Raw genomic sequence first — 13,513 nt, 5'->3', positions numbered from 1 at the left:
GCGCAGTAATGAGAACCTCCGGCTGCCTGAAGGTCGTTACGCCAGCCTAGCTCTTAGCTCCCGCCGGAGAGCTTTTCAATACGTGTCGAAGTCGCAGGGTTCGACGGCGGCCTCCGCCGGCGCGCCGGCAGCAAAGCCACGGAGACGCTCGATGATGTCTTTGGTGCGGTGGTCCTTTTCGAGCTCGGCAGTGAGGGGCGCGGTAGCGGCATGAAAGGCTTCCAGATCGCCTTCCGTGGCCATGACCACCGTGCCTCCGCCCTCGCAATACCTGCGGGCTTCGGCGGCGAGTGTCGAGAGCAACGACGTGGACCAGTCCCTGGTAAAGGCCGCGGAATCACGGAGGATCTGCCGCTGGCCCTCATCCAGCCCGTCCATGACTTTCGCGTTGATGACGAGCGTGTTGATCTTGGAATAGAGAACGAGGTTGCCCGTGACGACGGCCCGACCGGTCTTCGTGTGGGCCCCGGGCAGGCCGTCTGCGTAGGCGAGGGACGACTCTGTTCCACCCACGTTGCCGGCCTCGACTTCGTTTCCGAATTCTTCGTCTGCAATGTCAGCCGGCACCGCGCCTAGTGCCTCCAGGACCGAATAGTTGGTGGCCGACTTCGGGGCCCTGATGACCATCCCCTTCACGTCCGCCGGCGTAAGAATTGGGCTGCCGAACGAAAAGAGGGGCCGCGGTCCTTCAGGAAACAGCGCCAGTCCGGTGAGCCCCACATCCTTCAGCCCGGCCAGCATTCCGTCCGCGAGTTCCGGCTTCACGGCTTCCTTGATGAGGGCATCCGAAGTCACCAGGAATGGCACAGACAGGGCACGGAAAGAGTCAACACCCTCGGTGTCCCAGGCGCGGGCCGGCACGACGGCCATGGCCAGCTCTCCGGAGATGGCCTTCCGCGCAACCACCTGGTCCCATTCCCTGGTCTGGTCTCCACCGGCCCGGAACACCGGTTCAATGGCAAGTTCCCCGTTTGAACGTTCCGCTACCTGGCGGGCAAACTCATCAATCTGCCCGCGGGTGGGGACCAGCCCATCGTCGTTCGTCCCGATACGGAGCACCGTCAAGGCGCCGGACTCGGTAGCGACAGCGTGGGTGGGCTCGTCCGTGCCCTCCTCGTAGGTACAGGCAGCTGCTGGCACCAGCAGCAGGAAAAGGAGGAACGCCGCACGAACCTTTGCCGGTTGCACCATGGCCGAACCTTTCGGGAGGAACGGGCTGCTTCAGTTATGGGGAAGGCGCAACGGGCGCATCCTTACGCGAACCCTACGCCCGCGGGTAACCCGCGGCAACGGATTTGGGAGTATTAGGGGCGAGGGGGCCTACCCGATCAACAGGCTCAGCGCCTCCGTCAGGTGCTCCACCTCACGCACGGAGAAGCCCGCCGGAACCGGACCCGGGCCGTTGTGGCTGGCGGGGACGACGGCGTGCGTGAAGCCCAGCCGGTGGGCCTCCTGGATGCGCTGGTTGATGCCGGGAACGGGCCGGACTTCGCCCGCCAGACCCACCTCACCGAAGGCGATCAGGCGGATGGGCAGCGGTTTCCGGGCCTTGGCCGAGGCCACCGCCAGCGCGACCGCAAGGTCCGTGGCGGGTTCGCTCAGCTTCACGCCGCCCACCGTTGCCACGTAGGAGTCGTCCTTGTGCAGAAGGCACCCGGCGCGCTGCTGCAGCACGGCGAGCAGCATGGACACGCGGGAGCTGTCCAGGCCGCTGGTGGCACGGCGCGGCTGCGAGTTGGGGCTTTCGGCGAGCAGCGACTGCACCTCGGCCAGCAGCGGCCGCCTGCCCTCCATGGTCACGGTGATGCAGGTGCCGGACACGGGCTCCTTGGTGCGGCTGACAAACAGTCCGCTGGGATCAGCGAGGCCCTCAATGCCGTCCTCGTTCAGGTCGAAGCAGCCAACATCGTCCGTGGGACCGTACCGGTTCTTCACGGCCCGCAACAGCCGGAGCCTGGAATGGCGCTCACCTTCGAACTGACACACCACATCCACAAGGTGCTCCAAAAGCCGCGGCCCGGCGATGGAACCGTCCTTCGTCACATGGCCCACCAGCAGCGTGGTCATGTTGCGCCGCTTGGCCGCGGCGATGATGGAGGCTGCGACCTCGCGCACCTGGGAGACTCCGCCGGCGCTGCCGTCAACGTCCGCGCTGCTGAGCGTCTGCACGGAGTCCACGATCAACAGCCGGGGCTCCACCTTTTCCACCTGCCCGAGCGCCTGCCCCAGGTCCGTCTCGGCGGACAGGTAGAGGGAATCCGCGACGGCGTCGATCCGCTCCGCGCGCAGCTTCACCTGCGCGGCCGATTCCTCGCCCGTGATGTACAGGACGTCCTGGGCTGTGCGGGCGAACTTCGCGGCGACGTCAAGCAGCAGGGTGGACTTGCCCACGCCGGGCTCGCCCGCCAGCAGAATCACGGCGCCGGGGACCAAACCGCCGCCCAGCACGCGGTCCAGTTCGTCCACGCCCGTGGGCAGGAACGCCGCAGTGGTGGCGTCCACCTCGGCAATCCGGCGGGCCGGCTCCAGGACCGTTGTTGCCGCCGTCGTACGCGCCACAGCGGCGCCGGTTTCCTCCACGGTGCCCCACGCCTGGCACTCGCCGCAGCGGCCTACCCACTTGACGGTGGTCCAGCCGCATTCGGCGCACTTGTAAGCGGGCGCCTTGGACGCGCGGGAAGTCTTTGTTGCCATGGGTTCCACCCTAGCGGCGGGGGCCGACATCGCCCGCCTGGCCGCTACAGCCCGGGCAGGACGTCCCGGGCTTCGTGGGAATCCATCCCCGTGGCTTCCAGCAGGTCCACCATCAGCGGGCGGAACAGCATGACCACCGTCTCGCCTTCAAGCCGCTGGACCTCCAGCAGCTTCGGGTGCAGGCGGAGGGCGATCTCGCTGAGGTCCTGCCGGGCGGTGCGCAGGTGGGCGCGCCGGGCCCCGTCCTGCGTTTCCGCCAGGCCGAGCGACAGCTCGTCAATGGCGGCAGCGGTGTCCTGCAGGACCTCCGCGATGTTGTCGGTGGCTTCATCGGACAGTGCGGCGTGGTTGATGGCGCTGGTCAGCCGGCGCGCGAAGACCCGGCTGTTACGCAGGGCAAGATCGATGAAGTCCAGTGACTGCTTGAGCCGGTCCAGCTCGTCGCGGTGCCGGCGGTAAGCCGGTGCGAGTGTGGCCACCTCGCCGGAAGCGCGCAGGGAATGGCGCATCGCGTCCACCAGCGGCTGGCAGTTCCGGCCGCGGATCAGCGCATGCCACGCCTGCGTGGAATCGCTGTTGCTGAGGGCCGTGGCGCACTCCCGCAGCACTTCGGCCAGTTCGTGGAGCAGCTTCTGGACATCCTTGCGGGGCTCCCGGCGCGGATCCTTGGGCACCAGGATGGTCACCAGCAGCGCGAACAGCCCGCCCACAATGGCGTCCAGGCTGCGCGTGAAGGGCCCGCCGGCCGGTGCCGGCAGCAGCACCACCAGCAGCGACTGCAGCCCCAGCTGGGTGGTGAAGATGTTGCCGCCGTCGAGGAAGCGCGCCAGCAGGATGGAGATCAGGAGGACGACGGCGGCAACCCAGATATCGCCGCCCAGCCAGTGGAGGAGCAAATCACCCACAACAATGCCAATCGTGCAGCCCAGCCCTACTTCCACCACCCTGCGCAGCCGGGGCTCCCGGGAGAAGCCCAGGGCAATCAGTGATGATGTTGCCGCGAACAGCGGACCCGAATGCCCGAGCACGTACTCGGCGAACGCGTATGCCCCTACGGCGCAGCCGGTCATCTGGATGGCCGGGAACAGCGAGTTGCGGCTGCGGATCAGGCCGGTACGGATGCGGCCACGCAGGAAACGCCGGCTTGCTGAGAGTCCTGCTGCGATGGCCATGGGTTCAAGTCTATTCACTGGCTGTGCACTACGACCGGACATGTGATCAGCGCAATGGTGACGCTGCAGATGTAAACCAATATCCCGCAGTCGTTAATTTCCCGTTCACTTTGGACAGCCCATCCCGTTACCTGCGGCCCATAACTTCAATGAAGGTACAGAACGTACGCATCGCGCTGCAGGGCGTCTCCGGTCCTGCCCGCAACTGAATAACCCTGGAAGGGGTACATCTAGTGAAGGCTCTCCGCTTCGGCCGCCACGCGGCTATCGCTGTTATCGCAGCCGGCGCTCTCGCGCTCACCGCCTGCGGTTCAAACAACCCTACGGGCGCTGCGCCTGCTGGCAACCAGACTTCCGCTGGCCCCAAGGTCACCGGCACCCTCACGGGCATCGGCGCCTCCTCCACCGGCGCAGCCATGGACGCCTGGAAGGCCGGCTTCGCTGCCGCCAACTCCGGTGCCACGGTCCAGTACTCCCCGGACGGCTCGGGCGCAGGCCGCAAGGCCATCATCGACGGCTCGGCCCAGTTCGCCGGTTCGGACGCGTACCTCAAGGATGACGAGCTGGCCAGCTCCAAGACTGTCTGTGGCCCCGAGGGCGCCATCAACATCCCGGTCTACATCTCCCCGATCGCTGTGGCGTTCAACGTCCCGGGCGTCACCGAGCTGAAGCTTGACGCAGCCACCGTGGCCAAGATCTTCCGTGGCCAGATCGCCAAGTGGAACGACCCCGCCATCGCCGCCTTGAACGCGGGCGTCAGCCTGCCGGACCTGAAGGTCACCCCGGTGAACCGCTCGGACGACTCCGGCACCACCACGAACTTCACGGACTACCTGGCCTCGGCAGCCCCGGAGGTCTGGACGGACAAGTCCGCCGGCATTTGGCCGGCCACCCTGCAGGGTGAAAACGCCAAGGGCACCTCCGGTGTGGTCAAGACCGTCACCGACACCCCGGGCGCCGTAACCTACGCCGATGACTCCGCCGTGGGCGGCAAGCTGGGCACCGCCTCCATCAAGGTGGGCGAGGAGTTCGTCAAGATCTCCGCCGACGCCGCAGCCAAGGCTGTTGAAGCCGGCAAGCCCGTTGAAGGCCGCTCCGCCACCGACGTCGCCATCAAGCTGGACCGCAAGACCACCGCTTCCGGCGCCTACCCGGTGGTCCTGGTTTCCTACCACGTTGTCTGCACCACCTACGACAAGCAGGAAACCGTTGACCTCGTCAAGGCATTCGAAAACTACGTAGTTTCCGACGAAGGCCAGAAGGTAGCAGCAGACTCGGCCAAGTCCGCGCCGCTCTCCTCGACCCTCGCCGCGAAGGCCGTCAAGGCCATCGAGTCCATCAAGGTCAAGTCCTAGTACCTGCCCTGAACGAGTTCCCCGCCACGCCGAGAGGCGGGGCGGGGAACTTGGCTTTTGTAAACCTTGCTTCACGCTTTCCCCAAGCACCACCTCAACCGAAGGGTCGGGAATGACCGTCACCTCCCTGAAAAGCTCCCAGGGCGCAGGCCGCGCCGGGGACAAGATCTTTTCCGGAGCAACCCTGGCAGCAGGGTGCCTGATCCTTGCCGTCCTGTTCGGCGTTGCCCTGTTCCTTGTGGTGCAGGCGATTCCTGCGCTCACCGCCCCGGCCGCCGAGATCCAGGGCGGCGAGGGATTCTTCGCCTACATCTGGCCGATCGTGGTGGGCACCCTGATCGCCGCCGCCATCGCCCTGGTGATCGCCACCCCCATCGCCATCGGGGTGGCCCTGTTCATCTCGCACTTCGCGCCGCGCCAGCTCGCGGCCGGATTGGGCTACGTGATCGACCTGCTGGCCGCCATCCCGTCCGTGGTCTACGGCGCCTGGGGTGCCGCGTTCCTGGCCAAGGAAATCTCACCGGCCTACAACTGGCTGGCAGACAACATGGGCTGGCTGCCCATCTTCCAGGGACCGGCCTCCGCCACCGGAAAGACCATCCTCACCGCAGGCATCGTGCTGTCCGTGATGGTGCTGCCCATCATCACGTCCCTGAGCCGCGAAATCTTCCTGCAGACCCCCAAGCTCCATGAGGAAGCGGCACTGGCCCTGGGCGCCACGCGTTGGGAAATGATCAAGATGGCCGTGCTGCCCTTCGCCCGCCCGGGCATCATCAGCGCCATCATGCTCGGCCTGGGCCGCGCCCTCGGCGAAACCATGGCCGTTGCCCTGGTGCTGTCCTCCGGCGCACTGACCGCCAGCCTGATCCAGTCCGGCAACCAGACCATCGCCGCCGAAATCGCACTGAACTTTCCCGAAGCCAGCGGGCTCAAGGTCAGCACCCTCATCGCCGCAGGCCTGGTCCTGTTCGTGATCACCCTGGGCGTGAACATGATCGCCCGCTGGATCATTACCCGGCACAAAGAATTCTCGGGAGCCAACTAAATGACCTCCACCCTGACCCCGGTCCGCAAGCGCTCGGCCCTCACCAAAGGCCAGCTGCCCAAGTACGCACCGTACGTGGTCCTTGCGCTCGCCCTGATCGCCGGCGCCGCCATCCTCGCCCTGATCGGCTTCAACGCGTTCGGCTGGGGCATCGTCTCCGCCATCCTGTTCGCCGCCGGCCTGGTGGGCTGGAGCGCCGCCGTCGAAGGTTCCCGGAAAGCCAAGGACAAGCTGGCCACCTGCCTGGTGGTGGGCTCCTTCCTGATCGCGCTTCTTCCGCTGATCTCGGTCATCTGGACCGTCCTGGCCAACGGCATTCCCGGCATCATTACCCCCGGATTCCTGGGCAGCTCCATGAACGGCGTCACCGGCGTCTACGACAACAAGGCCGTGGAGGAAGGCGCCCCCGTACTGGGCGGCATCTACCACGCGCTGCTCGGCACTGTGCAGATCACCCTCCTGGCCACTGTCATCTCGGTGCCCGTGGGCCTGCTCACCGCCATCTACCTGGTGGAGTACGGCCACGATGGCCGCCTGGCACGGGCCATCACCTTCTTCGTGGACGTGATGACCGGCATCCCGTCCATCGTGGCCGGCCTGTTCGCCGCAGCCTTCTTCTTCGCCGTGGTGGGACCGGGCACCAAGACCGGTGCCGTGGCCGCCGTCGCGCTTTCCGTCCTCATGATTCCCGTGGTGGTGCGATCCAGCGAGGAAATGCTGAAGATCGTGCCCAATGAGCTGCGCGAGGCGGCCTACGCCCTGGGCGTGCGCAAGTGGCGCACCATCCTGAAGGTGGTCATCCCGACGGCGATCTCCGGCATCGCGTCCGGCGTCACCCTCGCGATTGCCCGGGTGATCGGCGAAACCGCGCCGATCCTGGTCACCGCAGGGTTTGCCACGAGCATCAACGGCAACGTCTTCGGCGGCTGGATGGCGTCCCTGCCCACGTTCATTTACACGCAGATCCTGAATCCGACGTCGCCGGCGAACCCGGACCCGTCCTCGCAACGGGCCTGGGGCGCTGCCCTGGTGCTGATCATCCTGGTGATGCTCCTGAACCTCGGCGCCCGGCTCATCGCCAGGCTGTTCGCCCCCAAGACCGGCCGCTAGGCCGCCTAAACTTAATCCGTACCCCAGCAAGTGAAGGAACATCATGTCTAAGCGCATCGACGTCAAAGACCTGAACGTCTACTACGGCAATTTCCTCGCCGTGGAAGACGTCAGCATCAACATCGAAGCCAAGTCCGTCACGGCGTTCATCGGCCCTTCCGGCTGTGGAAAGTCCACGTTCCTGCGGACACTGAACCGTATGCACGAGGTCCTCCCCGGCGCCCGGGTGGAGGGCGAAGTCCTGCTCGACGGGGACAATCTCTACGGCCCCGGAGTTGACCCCGTGACTGTCCGTTCGCAGATCGGCATGGTCTTCCAGCGGCCCAACCCGTTCCCCACCATGTCCATCCGCGACAACGTGCTGGCCGGCGTGAAGCTGAACAACCAGAAGATCTCCAAGGGCGAGGCCGATGCCCTGGTGGAGCGCTCGCTGCAGGGCGCCAACCTCTGGAACGAGGTCAAGGACCGGCTGGAGAAGCCCGGCTCCGGGCTCTCCGGCGGGCAGCAGCAGCGCCTCTGCATCGCACGTGCCATCGCCGTGGAACCGCAGGTGATCCTGATGGACGAGCCGTGCTCGGCCCTGGACCCCATCTCCACGCTGGCCGTCGAGGACCTCATCAATGAGCTCAAGGACCAGTACACCGTGGTGATCGTGACCCACAACATGCAGCAGGCCGCCCGCGTCTCGGACCGGACCGCGTTCTTCAACATCGCCGGCACGGGCAAGCCGGGCAAGCTGATTGAATTCGCGGACACCACCACCATCTTCAACAACCCGGGCCAGAAGGCCACGGAGGACTACGTTTCCGGCCGCTTCGGATAAATCCATGAGCTGTTTAGGGAAGCCCCGGACCTGGAGAATGGTCCGGGGCTTCCTGCTGGTCTGGGCCCAGCTGGCAGATTTCAAAGTCGACTGCGCAGAATGTCCAAAGCCGTCTGCACAGCCCGGCCCGTTGCTCCACAGGCTGTCTTGTATCGCTAGCGATATGGCACCTAGGTTATGAGACACGTCTGATTGGGCTTGTGGCGCGACTTTGGCCGGTCGCGTAAGGGGAACTTTGACCGGACAGCTCCAGACACTGCTGGAGCAAGGCCCAGCAGTTCTGCTGCCTGCGGGATTTGAGGACTTAGGGTGAGGCCATGGCTATGACGAGAATCGCTATCGATAGATCGACGATCGAACCTTGGGTGGCAGTGGCTCAGTCATCGCGATTGTTAGCCGACATGCTCTCCCAGATCGGTGAGCCCCTAAGCCCGTCCAACTTTGAAGTGATCAACGCCCACTACCCGCCCGAACGGTCCTCCGACTGGTGCCGAGAGTTTCTAACTGCAGGAATCGAGCACATGACGCTCTGGGCGGATCACGTGGCCCCTCTCCTGTTCCATGAAGAGGCACAGGTAACTCATACTTTTCGCCCCGTTCAAACCTTGTCACGTGCGGCAATCGAATCTGCATCGCAGGCTGTATGGATGATGAACGGTGACTCAGCACGTGAGTGCGCCCGCCGCCACGTTTGCCTTTTACTCGATGACCTCGACGAGCAGCGTAAAGCTGCAGTCGGTGACGAACGGAAGACACGTCTAAAACGCGCCCGCCAAGTTGTTCTGGACAGGCTTGAGCCATTCATCAGCGAACGGGACATCGGACGGTTCCCGGGATACATGAATATTGTGAAAGACGCAGCTGCGACAGTTGCAGCCAAGGGGTCTGGCGAGGCTGATCTGGTTGATCCTGAGGTGGTCGAACGCCTGTGGCGGGCTTCAGCGGGTTCGGCTCATGGCAAGAGGTGGCCAGCATTGGAGTTGCAAATCGTCAACCCCAGAAAGGAGATCTCACCTGGTCTTTTCGAAACTGATAGGGCTCCTGATCCCATAGCCATTACGAAGATCCTTAAACTGGCAGACGCAGTGCTTACCTACGGCGTCCTGCGATTCGCCGACTACTCAGGCTACGAACCGCAGCTGACGGAGATAATACGCGCAGCCCAGGAGAGACTGGCTTCAGTCATTCCACGACGCTCCGACTTGTAGTCCTCTTGCCTGGCCCTCACGGATGGGAACCTTTACCGAACGGACCCTCAACGGGACAGTCGTAGAGGGCCCTGTTTTAGGAGAACACCAGGTTCAAGGTCAGCAATAGAATCCCGGTGGAGAAGAGCAAAACGCGAAAACCAGTTCCGAGGGACTCCATGGCCTTTATCTGCCGTGGCGCTTCATTTACCTCGAAATCCTAGGGATTTGAGGCACACAGGTTATGAGACAAGCCAGGCCAAACGGGAGAAGGCATTGGCGGCCTGCAAGGGTGCGCCTGCTTCTTGCCGGCGTCGACTCCCAACTTTTGAGGTGTCCCGATAGACGTCAGAGGTCGGCCGTCCGTGGGGCCCGTTTTAGCGTGCTCCTTGTTCGAGGTCGGTTAGTTCTGCTTCCAGTTGCTGGGTCAGGTTCCGTAGGCGGCGGAGGTGCTCTTGGGACACGCGCCCGGGCTGGCTGGTGACTTGTGCGTCGACGTCAAAGACGGTGTTGGGGCTGTGCCAGACGTTGAACCATTCGAGTCCATGGCCGAGGGCGTCCCGGGTGACGCCTTGGAGCAGGAGCAGCGGTTCCCGGGTGTTGATGTTCAGTTTCCGTGCCAGGTCAGGATCTGAGGACACGGCCTGCACTTGGCGGGGTCCCCCGGCGGGGTGGTAACCGTGGTCGCGCATCAGGCTGAGGAGTGAGGCGTTTTCGAGCAGTTCCACGGTGAAGTGCGGGAAGAAGTCGCGCGGGACCCAGTTACGCATGAAGGCAACGGGAAGATCGTCGAGGTAGCGGACGCGCTCGATTTTCCAGGTGTTGGTGGTGCCGAGGGCCTCGATGCCCGTCTGGGGCGGCTCGGAAGGTTCCACGCTGAGGACATGGGTGCGCAGGCGCTGGCCGTGCGCGGCGGCTTGTTCATCCAGTCCGCCGGCGCGCTGGACGTGCCGGCGGAGGACAGGCGTTGCGGCCACTACGCTGCCGCGGCCGCGCTGGCGGCGGATCAGGCCGAGGTCGGCAAGGCCTGACAGGGCCTGGCGCACGACGCTGCGGGAGACCCCGAACTGCCTTTGCAGTTCCTCTTCCGTGGGCAGGGAAGAGCCTGGGGACAGTGCAAGGTCCACGATTTGCCGGTGCAGGATATCCCGGATTTGTGCATGAAGGGGGCCTCCTTCTTGCCGGTTCAGACCACCGCTGCGTTCGGCCGGCTCCGCGCCTGGTTCTGCTGGTTCCAAACTCATGCTAACTCCTCTGCCGCTGTGCAAATCTTAGCCCTCCCGCTGCTTCACTAGCGGTCGGAGTGTTCTAGTCCGATCTTGACGTGACCTACACCACCCATTATTGTACGTATCAAAGGTACGTACAACTTCGCACCAGTGGATCACAGAAGATGCCGTGGACCCAAGTGCGAGTCAGCTGCTTGAGCCCGCATCGGCGCGTGAGCGAAGTGAAAGTACCTACAGGTGACAGTCGGATACGTGAGTTTCACAACCCCTCGAATTGGAGAATCCATGCGCGACCCGCGCTCGGTGCGTTGCACCTACTACTTAGAGTCTGAGATTGAGCCTGAGAAGGCCGCCGCCATCATGGCGGGCGAGCAGTCCAGCGGCACGTTCCTGCCGGTCCCCGGCGAATCCGCCCGGATCCGGGAACGGCACGCCGCCCGGATATCGGATGTTCAGGAGCTCGGTTTTTGCCGGCCTTCCCTGCCCTCACGTACCAACCCGGAAAAAGTCCGCGCCGCCATCGTGACTGTCGATTTCCCGATGGAGAACGTCGGAACCGACTTGGCCACCCTGCAGACTGCCATCGCCGGCAATCTTTTCGAGCTGGGTGATCTGTATGCCTGCCGGCTCCAGGACATTCAGTTGCCCGGGGACTTTATCGCCGCCCACCCCGGGCCGGCCTTCGGCATCGACGGGACGCGCAAACTCATCAGCGACGTTCAGGGCGTGATGGTCGGCACCATCGTCAAGCCCAATGTCGGACTCTCGGAAGAAGAGTTCCGGCTCGTGGTCCGGGATCTGGCGATGGCGTCCATTGACCTGATCAAAGACGACGAGCTCATGACTGATCCGGCGTACCTGCCTCTGGAGCGCCGGATCGCGGTCGCCACCGAGGAAATCCGCGCCGCCGAGCAGGTCACAGGCCACTGCACCATGTATGCCTTCAACATCACCGGTGATCTCGCCGGACTGCGCAATCGCCATGACCTGGTCGTGAAGGCCGGCGGAACCTGCGTGATGCTGAACATCCCGGTGATGGGCCTGCCCGCCCTGGCCCTGCTGCGCAGCTTCGCCGAGGTCCCGATCCACGGCCACCGCGCCGGCCTCGCCGCCTCGATGCGGTCCAAGGCCCTGGGCATGGACTACCGGGTCTGGCAGCAGATGGCCCGCCTTGCCGGCGCCGACCACCTGCACGCTTCCGGGCTCGGCAGCAAGTTCTACGAACTCGATGAAGAAGTCGCGGCCAATATCCGCTGCCTCCTCGAACCCCTCGGACAGACCATCACGCCACTTCCGGTGTTGTCCTCCGGGCAGAACGTCACCACGCCCGGCCCCACCTTCGACGCGGTTGGTTCCACCGACCTGATGATGCTGGCCGGCGGCGGGGTTGCCGCCCACCCGGACGGTCCCGGGGCCGGGGTGCGGAGCCTGCGCCAGGCGTGGGAAGCGGCCGTGGACGGGGTGCCGCTGCAGACTGCAGCCACCACGCAGGCGGAAACTGGAGATGACGCCCTGTTGCATGCAGTCCAGACTTTCGGGAAAGGTGCCTGACATGCCAGCTTTTGGTTTCGTCGCGGACGACCTCACCGGAGCCGCCGACGTCCTGGCCCAGTCCCACCGCTACGGTCTGGAAGCTGCGCTGGTCATCGGGGACGCGCCCCTGCCCACGGACACCGACGTTGTCGGGTTCGCAGGACCGGCCCGCTCCCTGTCGGGAACAGCGTTCGACAACCTGGTGGCCCGTGACCTTGCCGGGATCGCTGCCCTGAATCTTGAGGTGCTGCTGTACAAGGTCTGCTCCACGTTCGACAGCTCCACCACTGTGGGAAGCATCGGCCGCGGGATCCAGTTGCTCCATGAGCAGTTTCCCCTGCACGGCCCCATTCCCGTGGTGCCGGCCCAGCCGGGGTTCGGCCGGTACACCTCCTTCAGCAACCACTACGCCACCCACGCCGGTAAAATTTACCGGCTGGACCGCCACCCGGTCATGTCCGGGCACCCGTCCACCCCCATGTCCGAGGCGGACCTCCGCGAGGTCCTGGCCGAACAGCTCGGCGGCACCCAAATGCCCGGAGCCATCCACCTGCCCGCCTACCAGGACGGCACCTTCAAGGACTCCTGGGCAGACCGGCGCCGGGACCCCGGGGAACAGGCCTTCGTCGTCGACGCCGTGGACGAACACCAGATGGACGCCATCGCAGAAGCCCTCACCCGGGAAGAACACGGCCACGGCCCATCCATCGTCGTCGGATCCGGCGGCATCATGGCAGCCCTGGCACGCTCCATCTCAGACCAGACTCCCCGCGTCCCCGGACCGCAGCGCCCGACCGGCCCGGTGCTGGCCGTCAGCGCATCAGCGTCCAGCACCACAGCGGAACAGATCAACGACGCCATCACCACTGGCTGGGAGGACGTTCCCGTGCCCGCCGAACTGCTGCAGCACGACGACGCCGCCCTCGTGGCCGCCCTCGACGAACGCGTTTCCGCTGCCCTCCGGGCAGGCAGGAACGTCGTCGTGCACACCACCCGCGGATCGACGGACCCCCGCTACGGCGCCGGCCAACCAGTGGACGCCGGCTACGTCGGCACGCTCATCGGAGGCATCGCCGCCCGCATGGCCACAGCCGGCCTCACCCGCGACATCGCCGTCTGCGGCGGAGACACCTCCAGCCACGCACTCATCGCCATGGGCGTACGCCAACTCCGGGTGTCCGACCAGTTCGTCACAGCCGGCCCGATTCTGCAGGCCGACGCCGCTTCCGCCGTCGGCGGGTGCAGGCTGCTGCTCAAGGGCGGACAGGTCGGCCCCACCGACATCCTGCGCCGCTTCGCCGGCCAAGTCCCCAGCTGATACCTCAACACAATCCTCCACGCTTCACCGGAACCAATGAAAGGCGG

At 65.0% G+C, this 13,513-nt stretch carries 11 protein-coding genes; 7 read left to right on the top strand and 4 right to left on the bottom strand.

Annotation, left to right across the window (positions count from 1 at the left end; translation table 11 throughout):
- Positions 1-75 precede the first annotated feature (75 nt).
- The 3 genes from J2X42_RS04300 to J2X42_RS04290 form a co-directional block, all read right to left on the bottom strand.
- Positions 76-1,191, bottom strand: coding sequence for a TRAP transporter substrate-binding protein DctP (locus tag J2X42_RS04300; protein WP_310162546.1), 1,116 nt, complete (start codon positions 1,189-1,191; stop codon positions 76-78).
- 129 nt (positions 1,192-1,320) lie between these two features.
- On the bottom strand, positions 1,321-2,694 hold the full coding sequence (gene radA / locus J2X42_RS04295) for a DNA repair protein RadA (RefSeq protein ID WP_131134860.1): 1,374 nt from the start codon (positions 2,692-2,694) through the stop codon (positions 1,321-1,323).
- 44 nt (positions 2,695-2,738) lie between these two features.
- Positions 2,739-3,866 (bottom strand): FUSC family protein, encoded by a 1,128-nt coding sequence (locus tag J2X42_RS04290; protein WP_310162545.1) that lies wholly within the window; start codon positions 3,864-3,866, stop codon positions 2,739-2,741.
- Between the two features lie 233 nt (positions 3,867-4,099).
- On the opposite strand from J2X42_RS04290, the gene pstS reads away from it, so the two are divergent.
- The 5 genes from pstS (at position 4,100) to J2X42_RS04265 (ending at position 9,407) form a co-directional block, all read left to right on the top strand.
- Positions 4,100-5,221, top strand: coding sequence for a phosphate ABC transporter substrate-binding protein PstS (pstS, locus tag J2X42_RS04285; protein WP_310162544.1), 1,122 nt, complete (start codon positions 4,100-4,102; stop codon positions 5,219-5,221).
- A gap of 112 nt (positions 5,222-5,333) precedes the next feature.
- Positions 5,334-6,266, top strand: coding sequence for a phosphate ABC transporter permease subunit PstC (pstC, locus tag J2X42_RS04280; protein WP_310162542.1), 933 nt, complete (start codon positions 5,334-5,336; stop codon positions 6,264-6,266).
- Complete coding sequence (gene pstA / locus J2X42_RS04275; RefSeq protein ID WP_310162540.1) at positions 6,267-7,376, top strand: phosphate ABC transporter permease PstA; 1,110 nt, start codon at positions 6,267-6,269, stop codon at positions 7,374-7,376.
- Between the two features lie 43 nt (positions 7,377-7,419).
- A complete protein-coding gene (pstB, locus tag J2X42_RS04270) occupies positions 7,420-8,199 on the top strand; it encodes a phosphate ABC transporter ATP-binding protein PstB (protein ID WP_131134851.1) in 780 nt (259 codons plus the stop codon).
- Between the two features lie 317 nt (positions 8,200-8,516).
- On the top strand, positions 8,517-9,407 hold the full coding sequence (locus J2X42_RS04265) for a hypothetical protein (RefSeq protein ID WP_310162539.1): 891 nt from the start codon (positions 8,517-8,519) through the stop codon (positions 9,405-9,407).
- A 356-nt stretch (positions 9,408-9,763) separates the two neighbouring features.
- Here the strand turns inward: J2X42_RS04265 and J2X42_RS04260 are convergent, their stop codons facing one another.
- On the bottom strand, positions 9,764-10,513 hold the full coding sequence (locus tag J2X42_RS04260) for a GntR family transcriptional regulator (RefSeq protein WP_396134015.1): 750 nt from the start codon (positions 10,511-10,513) through the stop codon (positions 9,764-9,766).
- 387 nt (positions 10,514-10,900) lie between these two features.
- Here J2X42_RS04260 and J2X42_RS04255 point away from each other — a divergent pair, with 387 nt between their 5' ends.
- Both J2X42_RS04255 and J2X42_RS04250 read left to right on the top strand, forming a co-directional pair.
- Positions 10,901-12,166, top strand: a complete 1,266-nt coding sequence (locus J2X42_RS04255; protein WP_310162536.1) for a RuBisCO large subunit C-terminal-like domain-containing protein — start codon at positions 10,901-10,903, stop codon at positions 12,164-12,166.
- 1 nt (position 12,167) lies between these two features.
- Positions 12,168-13,466 carry a four-carbon acid sugar kinase family protein gene (locus J2X42_RS04250; RefSeq protein ID WP_310162534.1) on the top strand — a complete coding sequence of 433 codons (1,299 nt, stop codon included), beginning with the start codon at positions 12,168-12,170 and terminating at the stop codon, positions 13,464-13,466.
- Positions 13,467-13,513 lie beyond the last annotated feature (47 nt).

The sequence above is a fragment of the Arthrobacter sp. BE255 genome (genome assembly GCF_031457335.1).
Lineage (GTDB): Bacteria > Actinomycetota > Actinomycetes > Actinomycetales > Micrococcaceae > Arthrobacter.
Note: the sequence above shows the minus strand (reverse complement) of the source record. Positions and strands in the feature narration are given on the sequence as shown.

Excerpts from the sequence above, each read along its gene's own strand:
- pstA (WP_310162540.1), top strand. The coding sequence starts at position 6,267 with ATGACCTCCACCCTGACCCCGGTCCGCAAGCGCTCGGCCCTCACCAAA.
- radA (WP_131134860.1), bottom strand. The coding sequence starts at position 2,694 with ATGGCAACAAAGACTTCCCGCGCGTCCAAGGCGCCCGCTTACAAGTGC.
- J2X42_RS04300 (WP_310162546.1), bottom strand. The coding sequence starts at position 1,191 with ATGGTGCAACCGGCAAAGGTTCGTGCGGCGTTCCTCCTTTTCCTGCTG.
- J2X42_RS04265 (WP_310162539.1), top strand. The coding sequence starts at position 8,517 with ATGGCTATGACGAGAATCGCTATCGATAGATCGACGATCGAACCTTGG.
- J2X42_RS04255 (WP_310162536.1), top strand. The coding sequence starts at position 10,901 with ATGCGCGACCCGCGCTCGGTGCGTTGCACCTACTACTTAGAGTCTGAG.
- pstC (WP_310162542.1), top strand. The coding sequence starts at position 5,334 with ATGACCGTCACCTCCCTGAAAAGCTCCCAGGGCGCAGGCCGCGCCGGG.
- pstB (WP_131134851.1), top strand. The coding sequence starts at position 7,420 with ATGTCTAAGCGCATCGACGTCAAAGACCTGAACGTCTACTACGGCAAT.
- J2X42_RS04290 (WP_310162545.1), bottom strand. The coding sequence starts at position 3,866 with ATGGCCATCGCAGCAGGACTCTCAGCAAGCCGGCGTTTCCTGCGTGGC.
- J2X42_RS04250 (WP_310162534.1), top strand. The coding sequence starts at position 12,168 with ATGCCAGCTTTTGGTTTCGTCGCGGACGACCTCACCGGAGCCGCCGAC.